General features: G+C 51.4%; 15 protein-coding genes. 7 read left to right on the top strand and 8 right to left on the bottom strand.

Annotated elements, in window-relative coordinates; genetic code table 11:
* From TPH_RS07350 to TPH_RS07340, 4 genes are all read left to right on the top strand, one after another.
* Positions 1-669, top strand: a complete 669-nt coding sequence (locus tag TPH_RS07350; protein WP_015050559.1) for an accessory gene regulator ArgB-like protein — start codon at positions 1-3, stop codon at positions 667-669.
* Positions 641-1,351: a LytR/AlgR family response regulator transcription factor gene (locus TPH_RS07345; RefSeq protein WP_148275875.1), complete on the top strand. Its 711-nt coding sequence runs from the start codon at positions 641-643 to the stop codon at positions 1,349-1,351. The genes TPH_RS07350 and TPH_RS07345 overlap by 29 nt, the downstream gene beginning before the upstream one ends.
* 205 nt (positions 1,352-1,556) lie before the next feature.
* Complete coding sequence (locus tag TPH_RS14765; RefSeq protein ID WP_015050557.1) at positions 1,557-1,682, top strand: cyclic lactone autoinducer peptide; 126 nt, start codon at positions 1,557-1,559, stop codon at positions 1,680-1,682.
* A gap of 261 nt (positions 1,683-1,943) precedes the next feature.
* Positions 1,944-3,155, top strand: coding sequence for a hypothetical protein (locus tag TPH_RS07340; protein ID WP_015050556.1), 1,212 nt, complete (start codon positions 1,944-1,946; stop codon positions 3,153-3,155).
* A 693-nt stretch (positions 3,156-3,848) separates the two neighbouring features.
* Here the strand turns inward: TPH_RS07340 and TPH_RS07330 are convergent.
* The 8 genes from TPH_RS07330 to TPH_RS07295 all read right to left on the bottom strand — a co-directional run bounded on the left by TPH_RS07330 (position 3,849) and on the right by TPH_RS07295 (position 9,763).
* The gene (locus TPH_RS07330; RefSeq protein ID WP_015050555.1) at positions 3,849-4,343 is read right to left on the bottom strand and encodes a hypothetical protein; all 495 of its coding nucleotides are present in this window, start codon (positions 4,341-4,343) and stop codon (positions 3,849-3,851) included.
* A gap of 3 nt (positions 4,344-4,346) precedes the next feature.
* Entirely contained in the window at positions 4,347-4,880 is a 534-nt protein-coding gene (locus tag TPH_RS07325) for a hypothetical protein (RefSeq protein WP_028990975.1), read from the bottom strand.
* On the bottom strand, positions 4,873-5,376 hold the full coding sequence (locus TPH_RS07320; RefSeq protein WP_015050553.1) for a hypothetical protein: 504 nt from the start codon (positions 5,374-5,376) through the stop codon (positions 4,873-4,875). Before TPH_RS07320 ends, TPH_RS07325 begins: the two co-directional genes overlap by 8 nt.
* Positions 5,373-6,893: a COG1361 family protein gene (locus TPH_RS07315; RefSeq protein WP_015050552.1), complete on the bottom strand. Its 1,521-nt coding sequence runs from the start codon at positions 6,891-6,893 to the stop codon at positions 5,373-5,375. The genes TPH_RS07320 and TPH_RS07315 overlap by 4 nt, the downstream gene beginning before the upstream one ends.
* Positions 6,894-7,263: 370 nt before the next feature.
* The gene (locus TPH_RS07310; RefSeq protein WP_158502672.1) at positions 7,264-7,983 is read right to left on the bottom strand and encodes a hypothetical protein; all 720 of its coding nucleotides are present in this window, start codon (positions 7,981-7,983) and stop codon (positions 7,264-7,266) included.
* Positions 7,952-8,593 (bottom strand): TadE family protein, encoded by a 642-nt coding sequence (locus TPH_RS07305; protein WP_269077496.1) that lies wholly within the window; start codon positions 8,591-8,593, stop codon positions 7,952-7,954. Before TPH_RS07305 ends, TPH_RS07310 begins: the two co-directional genes overlap by 32 nt.
* Positions 8,594-8,670: 77 nt before the next feature.
* The gene (locus tag TPH_RS07300) at positions 8,671-9,411 is read right to left on the bottom strand and encodes a spermidine synthase (protein WP_015050549.1); all 741 of its coding nucleotides are present in this window, start codon (positions 9,409-9,411) and stop codon (positions 8,671-8,673) included.
* Positions 9,398-9,763 (bottom strand): A24 family peptidase, encoded by a 366-nt coding sequence (locus TPH_RS07295; protein ID WP_049886100.1) that lies wholly within the window; start codon positions 9,761-9,763, stop codon positions 9,398-9,400. The genes TPH_RS07300 and TPH_RS07295 overlap by 14 nt, the downstream gene beginning before the upstream one ends.
* Between TPH_RS07295 and TPH_RS07290 the strand changes: the two genes are divergently transcribed.
* From TPH_RS07290 to TPH_RS07280, 3 genes are read left to right on the top strand one after another with little or no spacing between them, the layout of a single operon-like run.
* On the top strand, positions 9,744-10,268 hold the full coding sequence (locus tag TPH_RS07290; protein WP_049886099.1) for a hypothetical protein: 525 nt from the start codon (positions 9,744-9,746) through the stop codon (positions 10,266-10,268). The genes TPH_RS07295 and TPH_RS07290 overlap by 20 nt on opposite strands.
* Positions 10,232-11,779 (top strand): AAA family ATPase, encoded by a 1,548-nt coding sequence (locus TPH_RS07285; RefSeq protein ID WP_015050546.1) that lies wholly within the window; start codon positions 10,232-10,234, stop codon positions 11,777-11,779. The genes TPH_RS07290 and TPH_RS07285 overlap by 37 nt, the downstream gene beginning before the upstream one ends.
* Entirely contained in the window at positions 11,751-12,047 is a 297-nt protein-coding gene (locus TPH_RS07280) for a hypothetical protein (protein ID WP_015050545.1), read from the top strand. Before TPH_RS07285 ends, TPH_RS07280 begins: the two co-directional genes overlap by 29 nt.
* Positions 12,048-12,052: the final 5 nt, after the last annotated feature.

Here is a 12,052-nt window from a genome sequence, read left to right as displayed (position 1 = left end):
ATGCCGGGTATCCGTGAACTGGCGGAAAAAGCTGCGTGTTACATTGCCGGCGAGTTGGGCCTCGAGAGGCAAAAAGAGAAAATGTTGACCTTCGGCCTGGAGCTGCTGCTGGGTTCGGCGCTGGAGTTTGCCCTGATCATGGCGTTGGCCTCCCTCTTCGGGATATTCCGGGAGACCCTGATCCTGGTTTTAACCGCAGGGATCCTGCGCCTGGTATCCGGGGGTGAGCACTGCCAAGCCTATTACCGCTGCCTGATCGGAGGGACGGTCTTCTTTTTACTGATGGGCTGGCTGGTAAAATGGCTGAATTACGTTATCGCCTGGCGAGGGTTTATTTTGTTAACGATAATTACTTTTATAGCGGTTCCCGGGGTCATCTGGAAGTACGCCCCCGGGGAAACGGAAAACAAGCCGCTGACAGAAAAGGAAAAAGTCAGAGGCAAGAAGCTGTCTTTCATGGTTACAGAGATTTTCGCGGGCGTGGTGATTCTGCTGGCAATTCTCAAAGACGAGCAGAAGTATGGGCTGCCAGTGCTTGCCGGTATGCTCTGCCAGGCCTTTACCCTCACCCCCTGGGGATACCGGTTCATCAGGTGGGTTGACGGCATGTTGAGTTTTAGGGATCAAGGTGGTGACAGTGGTGGGCTTGAAGGTCCTGATAGCCGATGACGACCCGGCAACCGCAGCGTACTTAAAGAAGGTCATCGAAGAGGTGCCCGGGGTCGAAGTGGTTTCCATCGCCGGGGACGGTAAGGAGACCATCAGGCAGGTGGAGATCTACCGGCCTGATGTGGTGTTTCTGGATATTGATATGCCGGGAATGAATGGAGTGGAAGCAGCTAGGGAGCTGGCGGAAATGCGGCCGGGGCTGTACTTTGTTTTCGCCACTGCCTATCCCGACTACACACTGGAGGCATTTGAACTCTATTCGTTTGATTACATATTAAAGCCCTTTGATGAAAAAAGGATCAGGAAGACGATCCGGCGCTTGAGAGATAAAGTTCGTAAAAACCAAACCCAGCATAAAGAAGTTATCTTAATCAAATCGGATAAGCACAAACTGGTGATTCACCCGGAAGAAATTCTTTTTATTGAAAGCCGCCGGCACAAAATTCTCATTAAAACAGAGAGAGGAGAACACCTTGTACCTGGCAGATTGGGCGAACTGGAACGGCAGCTCGATCCCCTGCTTTTCTTCCGGTGCCACAAGGGATATCTCGTTAATTTAGAAAAGATCAGGGAAATTATTCCTTCAGGTCAAACATATGTGATTATTCTGCACTCAGGTGACAGGGTTTTATTAAGCCGGGAGCGAGAGAAGGATTTGCTCAAGAGACTTGGAATGGAGTAGTGCCAGTACTAAAACAAAAAAACCCGCGACAAGTTATTTTGCAGATCATAACCATTAGTTCAACGGTTATTTTTGTTTAAAATCCGTTCATGCAGCTATATCATCCGGTTGTGTAGCGATATGCTCCTTTTGGGAATATCAGGCAGGAAAACAGTTAGCAAAGTCTAAAGTGTTTTGCAATACCAATTTTCCGGGAGGTGAGAACATGTTCAAAACAGTCAAGACAAATCTCCTGCGGTTCGCATCAGCCTTGTTCCTGCTCGTAGCCGCTACGGGAGCAAGCACCGCTTGCTGGTTTCACTGGTATCAGCCGAAAGTGCCGGAAAAGTGATCCACTATATTTTCTTAAAGCTGCCCTAAACGGCCTGTTTCTGTCTAAATTGTATCACCAGGTTGAACAAAAAATTATAGATTAAAGAAAGAGTTGGTTTATTTCCTTGAGCCAGTGTAATTCGTATAGTAATGGTAGCAACCGATGCCAAAATGATAAAAAATGGAGGTGATTAAAAGAAGAGAATGTTTGGTGGAAAGATTAAAAAGGACAGTAAGTTCAAGAGCTATTTGTTTTTTTACTTTTAAGGGGGGTAGCCTGATGTTTGACAAATTGGGTGGACAGTGTTATCAAAGAAATATCCTTGCCTTATCCGTAATTGTTGTGTTTCTCTTTTCAGTATTATTTCCTGTGACTGGCACTTTTGCAAGTGATACTTCTTCTGTGAAAGTCATCTTTCTCTCTGAAAAAGTTGAAAAAGTGCAAGAAAAGGGAATCGATATATTAAGCGCAACACCTGATAAATGGAACGAGCTCGATAAAATTTCGGGAGATGTGATCTGGGTTAAGGGTAACGTCACGTTACAAAATGATGCGAACAGAATATATCTACGGAAAAAATTAGATGAAGGTGCGCGGATCTATTTCATAAAAAAAGGCATTTCAGTTGAAGACATGTTTTCGTATCTAGGAATCAAGGATTATAAGATTCAAACTACTGAGGGTGCCTCACCTGATCCTGCCGATGGGATGAAATCAAATTTGAGTTCAGAGGTAACAGGCATCCAAAGAATTGATAGAGTATACGGTATTTTCGCATTAAGGTTTCAGAACCCGACACCTGCACTGGTAATGGAATCACTGGCAAAAGATTCCCAAAAAGATTTTATCAAGCTCTTCAGGAGTTCAGAATCTAAAGATTTTGTGATTCAAGCCATTGATGACTGGCCGATTGCCTTTATCAGTTCTGTAACGGATTACTACACTCAGGGTACTGTCTCGTTCAGCTATAAACTCTCTGCTCATCCAACTAATCCTATTAATTATAAGTACTATTATGTAGGGCACGAAATTGTTGAAGTAACTGCTAATTACTCTCAGGAAGAGAACTGGGCCAGTATAGACTATTTCTACCCTTGTATCAGTGCGGGTAACAATGGAACAGTTTATGATTACAGTCCCTCCTCAACAACAACGAGTGGTTTAAGTATTACCGTAACCCTTCCATACAACGTTGGATGGACGTTCCCTGTAGGTGCTCCTGGCTCAGGTCTCCAGTTAAGTATGTCTAAGTATAGTGGTGGTATCGGAGGTACATGGGTAAAATGGTGTGCTGAGGCCGTTGATTTATTGGGCAGGCATTGCTACTGTGTAAAAACCTTGAGAGCCGAACCTAGAATGGAATTCTATGTTAATTCGAGTGAGGCAAATGTAAGAGCATATTCTAGCTATACAGTTGATTTTAGAAATAATTACTCTGGATCAGTTGTTTCCTATTTCAACAGTTTTGATGCATGGGTACCGCAAATGTGAGGTCAGGCTAAAGTACGGTTGGGAAGTGATGAAGTAATATTATTGCCCCTTTACTGGGTAACAAGATCGATCAAAAATTTCGGAGTAGCCGGATTGCCGACCTGGGTCCTTTGCTAACACAATTTGCATTCATTATAAGTGCCCAAGCTGAGAAAGTCGAGAAAGGACAGCCAGTGAACACCGATCAGCTAAACGATCTGTTAGATAGTATGAAGAAGGCTGATTTGGCTGTACAGATTAGCAGTTCCAATAGGTGGAGGCTTCTCGGGAGTTCGGTCAAAAAATTGTTATCCCATAAATGATAGAGAAACGCTTTTTCTTTAATCGTTAGTCCATCTTTACCCAACTGCTTCAGGCTGTAAGATAGACTACATCAGCACCGCGCTTCTTTATCTCCACCCCTACCACGAGGTGATTCACGCTAACCCCGCTCACGTAGCCGGCAGAGCAGCGGACATAAAAAGAATTCCTCGTGATCTGGATTATCGTGCCGCAGGTAGGATAGCACTCTTCCCTAAACCGGAAAGGGCGTTTTTCTGGCCTCCCTATTTGATGGGGACCTGATCGCCTATTTTGAATTTTGAAGCGATTTTTGGAAAGTCTGTTTTATACACAGTAATCAGCTCCTTACAAAATAAAAAGACCGCGCCTCAAAATTAAGAAGCGCGGCTTTCTTTCTTTATTTTTATTTTATTACTGGGCCGGAGCGGGAGCCGGAGAAGTCTGCTGTACGGTCTCCTTAGAGCCGGATGTCAGTTGCTCCGCGGTCTGCGGCTCTTGTTCCCCAGGACGGAGCTCCCGGTGCAAAGCCATAGCTTGCCCGTTCTTGACAAGCAGGTCCACCTGGTCGCCCTTCCGGAACCACTTTGTTAAATCGGTCTTTTCGTTAGGTTTGTTGACGAACCCCATACCTATCTGGACGGAAGTATACTCGTTCGTGCGGTACGTGACGGTCTTCCCTTGCTCGAGCTGAGCTTTAGTGACATGGACCGTGATCTGCTCGGGCTTGACATCAACTACCTCTCCGTGTCGGACCATCTTGTTAAGCTCTTCTTGCTGCTTTTTGGCCATCTCTTGCGCTTTCTTCTGCGGCCCTACAACATAATGGTAGTACCCCCTGCCGAAGCCCGCTGCCAGGCCGACGGCAAAAGATACGATAATGATTAAGGCGATAATCCCTCTACGCATTAATCAACTGTCCTCCTTTGAAGCATTTTCTGAATTTTCATTGCTTCCCGCAACGGAAGCGGCGATCTCAGCCATCTTTTCAACCTTCTCTTTCACTAGCCCCACCACGGCGTCGGCCTCTTTTAAAAAGCCAGATATTTTCGTCACAGCGCGTTCCAGCCGCTCTTTCTCAGCCTGTTGCGCTTGTTTACAGCCTTTTAGCACCACCTCCATTTTTGTAAGGATTTCTTTCGCTTCGTTCGCCGAGATCTTGCTTGCGGAGCATTCCGAAATTACGCTCATAATCTCCGCCCCGGCGCTCCTCAGCAAACAGTTTTTGAAAACAAGCGCCAAACCGAGGAATAAGCAGAACGAAACTCCCCCGGCGACGAGAAAAACGAGCGTCAGATCCTCCCCCGCTTGTGGGAGAAGCATAAAACCCCACGCCAACACTGCTGAAACCGCCCCTGCAAGCGGCGAAAGCGCCACCAACGGGGACGCTCTCTTTTTGACAACCTCTATAACTTTTTCCGGATTTGCGGCGCTTATTTTAACCATCCCCTTCTATTGTTGTGTTTTCAACCTCGTGTTTGGCCGCCCCCTTGACGGTGAATACGAAATGGTCAGGGAAAGCATTGTCGCTTTTAATCAACCGGAAAAGCCGCGTAAAAGGGTTCGGCAGATAATAAGTGATCGTGCATGTCGCCCACTCTCCCGTATCGCTGAACTCTACGGCCACCCCCCTTTCTCCTCTCGCCGGCGTCGCCCCGTCTGCCAGGAAGTCCGACCCCGGCGGCATCAGGCCCTCCGCTTGCAGGGTATCCCTGACTTTCTCTTCCGCTATGTCCCGCGCCGGGAGATAGGGGTTTTCGAGGGCTATCCCGTATGCCCTCGCCCCATCCCTTGCAGCCATAGCGACTCCTGCCCGCACCCTGTCCAGGTGCAGGAACACCGCCCCAAAGAAGAAGATAAAAAAGACGAGGGGGACGATGACCACCCAGCTGACGACGTCCCCCCGCTGGCATCTTAAAAATCTGACAACCGTTTCTATCATGTCTGATCACCCGTCTCCCCTGAAACAAAGAAAGCTTCTCCTATCAGTGATCTCGACGGCGGCTCCTCGCCCCTCCACAGAGGCACCCCAGCGTTAGAGACCATTCTCCAAAAGCCCTTCAGAGGTACCGGATAGTGGTACGTCACCCGGCAATAAGCGTATCCGTCCGCCCGCGGCTGCCCGACGGGGTCGCCAGCCGGAGCTTCCGGGTCGCCCGCGACAGGGTCGTTGCAGAGCACGTCCTTATCGAGGTCGAAAGTAACCACCGCGTTCCAATCGCTGGGGAAATATTCCTCAATCGAAGAGACGAGGAATATTTTCTGCTCCGGCCCCTTGCCATCCCCCCACACAATGGCGTCTTTGCCGGCCACGGTGGAAAGGTCGGGACCCTGAGAGTCCAGGAGCGTCACCCCGATCCAGTAGTCCTCCCCGTCGTAAGTGATCATTCCTTGAAGCAGATCCCCATCGGGGATCTGCACATCGGCCTTTATGTAGGGGCAAGGGTCTTGATCGTCCTCGCACCACCACGCCAGGCCGTTCTGAATGACAGAGGCCATACTGATTACGAGGGAATACGCCCCTGGTTTGCTTGGCGCGGCTACGGCCATATCAAAAGTGACAGAACTACCGGGCTGCACATTTAAGGGAAGGTCATAACCCCTTTCGTTGAGCTTTTTGCCGTTTTTGTCCACCCAATAGTAGCCCAGCCTGCATTTAGACTGCGACCACGCTGTAGTCCCCTTGTTGGTGACCGTCACTCTGATGGTGTAACGTTGCCCTGTGATCATATACTTGGGGACAGCGACCGGACTGAAATAAACGTCTCTCTGCTTGCCGCCGACCAGTATGTTCGCTTCGATTGTCGGCCAGTTCACCCCCTGCACCGGGCCGAACCACGCCACGTCCTCCTGGGCGCAGTCTATCACCAGTTTGTATGTCCCCGGTTGGCTCGGGGCTTGAATAGTCATGGTCCGGTTAACAGCCGTTCCGGGGTTCACCACGCCTGGAAAAGACGTCTTCAAACCGCCCATGACGACGAGGTTCCCCGACTGGTCGTACCAGTGGTACGAAAGCCTCGTAATCCCGTTCCCGTATGAGGACGGCCACCAGCTGGGCACCGCTGTCCCGTACCACTCTTTGTGCCCGGTGTTCGCAACTTGCACCTGAACGCTAAACGTCTTCCCCGGCTGAACATTTGTAGGCAATGTCACGGAACTGTATTTCACACCGTCAACAGGCGTATACTGCCAACTTGAATCGGTGCAAACCACTGAGTACGGCTCCGAAAAAACAACCTGGACGTCGTTGAAGGGAGTAGAACTTTTTACATAAATCAAGTAAGCAGGGTAATTTCCTCCTGTATTGGCTTCAGCAAAAAATGTTAATGTTCCGGTACCCTCGTAGTTTGTAGAGCCGTTCCAAACCCTAATAGTGATCGGGCTTCCTTGATTGTTTTTCGCTGTCACCATTACATACTGGGCAGTCGGCACTCTAACCCAGGGGGTAATAATACCCATTGTTGTAAGCGTTGTATCCCTTATATGAAGTGTCCCAGTGCCAACCTGTATGCTTCAGCGCGAAAATGGCCCCCGCTGGGCCGTAATCGTTCCATGCATTTATGGTAAACACTGAAGCGAACTCTTTTGGGTACATAGAGCTTCCCGGCTTAGTGACCCACAAAGTTTTTTCTGATGCCGGGACTACCCCATTTACCCAAGTGGTGTCGCCGCTCAAAAAACTCGGATTGGAATAACTTTGGGAAGAAAACTGAACCTTAAAGTGGTCATCAGCCGCGGCGTAAGCGGTGTAAGTAGCGTAATAAGTAAGGAAACAGCTCTTCGACAGCTGCACCTCTTGACCGCTGAGGGCGCACCTGTCTGCACCGCTCTACCCCCAGATCCACCATGTACTACTATCGAACGGGGAACCATTGATTGGGCGATCAACTACAATTTCCGGCACATCTACATAAGTCGGACTGTAAAGAACGCTTCCGTCAGTAGTTAATCTCGTTTTCAGTTTTGTCACGTTGTATTTTGACACATCTATCCATTTGTCGTATTCAGCATTAAAAGAAGGGCTGCACTCTTTGGCTAATTGCACCCAGGAGGAACCGTTCCACCCGTAAAGATACCCGTAATCGTAATTACGTTCGCTCTTTCCTTTCATATGGATGCAGAGGATCTTTCCAGCGCCCGGCGCTGCCCACGCCCCGCTGTATTTGTCAGCGCGGTGGGACCTGACTTGGACCCTCAACGCCCTGTTGGAAGAAACCGAAAGAGAGGACGGATGGTTAGTGTCCACCTCAACCACATCTACATACGTCGGGCTATACAGAACGCTCCTATCGGTGGTCAGCCTCGTTTTCAGCTTCGTCACATTGTAAGACGACACATCCACCCATTCGTCGTATTCAGCGTTTGAGGAAGGGCTGCACCTTTTGACGAGCTGAACCCAGCTTGAGCCGTTCCACCCATAAACATATCCGTAATCATAATTCCGCTCGCTCTTCCCTTTAATGTGAATTCGGTAAATCTTTTTTCCGTTCGGAGATATCCATTCACTGCTGTATTTGTTAGTATTGTGGCTGGTGGCTTGGATTCTCAAAGCCCCATTCGTGGGCACGGTCCCAGAACCCTGTTGGGGGGAGGCCCATGCCCCCCACTTCGTCCCCCAAGGCCCCTCCCCGTACCGCGCCAGGGCAGCCGCTGCGAACGGCCCGGGGTGCCTCGTCTGGCCCACCGTCCTCACCGCTCTGTTCCGGGACTGTCTGATTTACCGTTTGGGTTTCGGGTGGATTTGTCGTGGCGACCTCCACTTTGAAGACATCGACGTTTTTCCAAGTCCCATCAGCTACAACAGTGCGGTTAAGCAAACTTTCCATTGTCTTCTTAATGCTTCCGTTAGCTGGTTTTACTTGGACAGAGCCAAAATTTCTGTCTGTTATGTAATACTTATGGCCGATTTTAGTCAGCTTTCCGATCAGCTTATTATTCAAGTTGGGGGCGTCAATGTTCCCCCCTGCGATATATTTGCCGCCTATTGCCCCCTCAACCACCTCGGCGGCTCTCGCTTTCGCTCCGTCAATGTCCCCCGGGTGAGCGGCCAACCACCTCGCTCCGGCGCGGGCGGCCTCCTCGACCACGTTTTGGGCGTCGGCCATGTGGCCGAACCACGAGATTCCAAATGCTACTACAAGAATCAGAGGGGCGAGGATGACGAAGCTTACGACAGGAGACGAACCCTTTTTTGAAAAGAGCAGCTTTTTATTGCCGCTACAGTGCGGTTAAACATTTATCCCTTGCCCTCCTTTCTGTTCGTTATTGACTCGGCATCCGCTCCGTTGGCCACTAATAAGACAATGTTGTGAGGGAACAACGGAGCGGCCTTTCCCGGCAAGCTAAACATCTCTGCCGTGTGAGCGAACGCCTTTTTAAACAAGCCCCTTACCTTTCCGTAATCGCTGTCCCATGGGTGCTTGCGGACGGTGTTCATGCAGACCACCCCTCCGGGCGACAGCGCTCTCGCCACGCTCTCAAAGAACTGCCCGGTGAGGAGTTCTTTCGGTGGGCACATCCCGTCGAAAGCATCGATGAACACGAAATCGAAAGGGCCGCGGTCTCCCCGAAAATAGTCCCGCGCGTCCATCAAAATCAGTATCGCTTCCGGTGGAACGTCAAAGTATTCTCTCGCTATGGCCGGCATTACGGGGTCGACGTCTATCGCCTCAACCACGGCGTCAGGCCAGCAGTGCTTCACGGTGTGCAGAAAGCTGCCCCCGCCGAGGCCGACCATAAGGAATCTCTTCATCTCCGGCATTTTGCGCAAAATTTCAGCCACTGCGCGGTAGTGAGAAGAACAGGGCGCCCACGGTCTCCGCTTGTTCATGGCCGTCTGAATGACGAACGGGCTTGACCGGAGGCAGCGGCAAAAAGGGTTTTCGGTGATCCAGATTTCACCGAAGACCCCGCTGGGAATCACATCCACCACCCGCTCACCTTGAAGCCAAAGTAGCGGGTGATCAAACCAGCGCATAGGACCATCTCCAGAGCAGAAAGATAGATATGACGAACCCGGGCAAAAAGAAAGGCGCCAGCGGCACCTTATCGATCTCAGGGGGGCAGTCCTCGGGGTCGGGCCGGAGCTTCCTCTTGGTCAGGTAGTGCCACACCCCTTGCCGCTCACTCTTCAGGAAGCCTTTGAGCCCCAGCTTTTTTATCCGCCTCGGGGCGGCCCACACCACCAGAATAGCGAGGGCGCAAATGACCGTGAGCAGCATCGCGTCAGGCCCCACGAGGCCGCTCAAAGCGGCCAGGGCCTTGGCGTCGCCGGCTCCGATCAGGCCAATTAGGTAGAACAGCACGCCGATGCCCAAGCCCAGCCCCAAGCTCTTAAAGACAAAAGCCCACTGCGAATGCGCCCCCCAGATTACCACCGCAGCTACGGCGGCGGAAGAGATTTTGCGGATCACCGAAGCTGACTACACGCTCACCGGCCACTACCACTTGCCTTTTGAAATATCTGATGGAGAAAAGCGGGTGGTCAACCCCGGGGCGCTCGTGCGGCTTTCGGTGATTCAAGAAGAGATTGACCGGACGCCGTCCGTTATGCTAATTGAATGTTCACAGAGCGGAATAAGCCACCGAATAATCCCACTCGCTTGCGCCAAACCCGGCTCTGAGGCGCTCGACCGCTCCCACCTCGATATAGAGCGGTTGCGGGACGAGCGGAGACAGGCTTTCCTCACCAGCCTGGACGAGTTCCGCGGCGACCGCTTCGCCGCGCTGGAGCCGGAAAAAGTGTTAAATGAAGTGCTGAGTCACTTTCAAGCATCTCCAGAAGTCCAGGGGGAGGTGTGGAGGAGGTTTCAGGAGATAATGTCTTCCCAATAAAAGAAAATGCATCGGACATTTTGTCCAATGCATTTCCTAAAAATTACCTTTCTCAGAGGGTGGGGGAGAAAATGATTACCAAAATAACCATCAAAAACTTCCAGCCCCACGCTCACACCGAAATCGAGCCCGCCCCCGGCCTGACCGTGCTAGTTGGAGAATCCGACCAGGGCAAGTCCGCCGTGATCCGCGCCTTGAGGTGGCTCTTTCTCAACCAGCCGAGGGGAGCGGGGTTCGTCAGGGCGGGGGAGAGCAATTGCCGCGTGGTTGTCGAATATGAAGACGGCACTCAGGTAGGCAGGGCGAGAATGGGAGATGACAACGTTTACCTCGTGTCGTTCCCCGGTCAAGAGCCAGCGGTATTCAGGGGCTTCGGAATAGAGACACTTGCCGAAATCAGAGAAACAACCGGCGTGTCCGAGATCGACGTGGGTGGGGAAGCAGTAGCCCCCAACATCGCCGGGCAGCTTGAGGCCCCGTTTTTGTTGGGTGCTTCAGGCCCCATGCGGGCGTCCCTCATAGGGATGATGGCCCGGGCGGATGTATTTGATGAGGCGTTGAAGAACACATTGGCCGACATCTCTAGGGTGCGCCGGGAGAAAAGGGAAAACGATGAGAGAATAGCGGAACTCGAAGAAGAGATTGGCAAATTTGACAATCTCCCCGCCCTCGAAAGTGCGGTCGGGGAAGCGAGCGCCCTGCTGTCCGAAATAGAATCGAGCTCCCAAAGAAAAGAGTTCTTGGAGCAGACCCTAGCGGAGGTCAACAGGCTCAGGCAAGAGATACGGCATTCAGAAAAGGTCATTACCGCAACGGAAACAGCTGACACCGCAGAGAACCTGCTCGGTAGGGCAACCACAGACATCGCAAAAAGCAATATGCTCCACACTCTCTCCCGGCAAATAAGCGAAGCATCCCGCTCAATACACGAGGCTTTCCGGACCCTGGAAGCTACGAGCGGAGCTGGCGAGGCGGCGGATCTTCTCGAAATTTCGACCCAGCAGACCGCCAGGCTGCTGAACCTCATAAGCGCCGCCAGCACCGTAAAGGAGGCGGCAAGAGCAATCGCCGGTGCGGAAACTGTGATAACAGCGACTGAAAAAGCGGATGAAGCCGCCGGCCTTTTGCTGAAAGTAGAGATAGGCAAGGAGCGGGAGAAAGCACTTGCCGACCTCTCCGTTGCAAGGAAAGAGGCTCAGGTTGAACGAGGGCACGCTGAAGCAATAATTGAGGTCTGCCGGGGAATTCCTGAATCGGCTTCCCTGCTTGAAGGGTGCGTCAGCGCGTTGAACAAGGCTGCTGTGCTCAAGCCCCTTGCGGCTCAGGCTTCACGCTTCAAGAGCGAGATTCGAGAGCAAGGTACGGTGTTGGCTAAGGCGAAAACTGCTCTTGACAGGACTGTTGAGGAAATGAAAAAGACGATGGTTGCTTTGGGGCGGTGCCCCGTGTGCTTCAATCCATTGAATGAGGAGGCTGTTGAACATGCCGTCGAAAGCATTGTCGGGTGTTAATGTTAACGGTGCCAACGGTGCAGAGGTGAAGTTGAACGAACTGAAGGCCCGCATTGAGCGGGCGAAGACCGCCCGCATCCAGGCGGAAGAACGCAAGGCCGCCGCAGAGCGGAGACTTCAGGAGCTTGAGGCACAGATCCGGGAATTAGGGGTGGACCCGGAAAATGTGGAAGAGGAGATCGCCCGGCTAGACCGGGAGATTAATGAAAAGATCGCAAGGATTGAGGAACTGCTGGCTCCGTTTGAAGAAATGGTCGGTAATGCCTAGCTCAG

This window comes from Thermacetogenium phaeum DSM 12270, from assembly GCF_000305935.1.
GTDB lineage: Bacteria > Bacillota > DSM-12270 > Thermacetogeniales > Thermacetogeniaceae > Thermacetogenium > Thermacetogenium phaeum.
This window is presented reverse-complemented; position numbering and strand designations above follow the sequence as displayed.

Bases quoted from the DNA above. Each gene is read 5' to 3' on its own strand.
- TPH_RS07280 (WP_015050545.1), top strand. From the start codon at position 11,751: ATGCCGTCGAAAGCATTGTCGGGTGTTAATGTTAACGGTGCCAACGGT.
- TPH_RS07330 (WP_015050555.1), bottom strand. From the start codon at position 4,343: ATGCGTAGAGGGATTATCGCCTTAATCATTATCGTATCTTTTGCCGTC.
- TPH_RS07325 (WP_028990975.1), bottom strand. From the start codon at position 4,880: ATGGTTAAAATAAGCGCCGCAAATCCGGAAAAAGTTATAGAGGTTGTC.
- TPH_RS14765 (WP_015050557.1), top strand. From the start codon at position 1,557: ATGTTCAAAACAGTCAAGACAAATCTCCTGCGGTTCGCATCAGCCTTG.
- TPH_RS07290 (WP_049886099.1), top strand. From the start codon at position 9,744: ATGCCCAAGCCCAGCCCCAAGCTCTTAAAGACAAAAGCCCACTGCGAA.
- TPH_RS07340 (WP_015050556.1), top strand. From the start codon at position 1,944: ATGTTTGACAAATTGGGTGGACAGTGTTATCAAAGAAATATCCTTGCC.
- TPH_RS07350 (WP_015050559.1), top strand. From the start codon at position 1: ATGCCGGGTATCCGTGAACTGGCGGAAAAAGCTGCGTGTTACATTGCC.
- TPH_RS07320 (WP_015050553.1), bottom strand. From the start codon at position 5,376: ATGATAGAAACGGTTGTCAGATTTTTAAGATGCCAGCGGGGGGACGTC.
- TPH_RS07315 (WP_015050552.1), bottom strand. From the start codon at position 6,893: ATGGGTATTATTACCCCCTGGGTTAGAGTGCCGACTGCCCAGTATGTA.
- TPH_RS07300 (WP_015050549.1), bottom strand. From the start codon at position 9,411: ATGCGCTGGTTTGATCACCCGCTACTTTGGCTTCAAGGTGAGCGGGTG.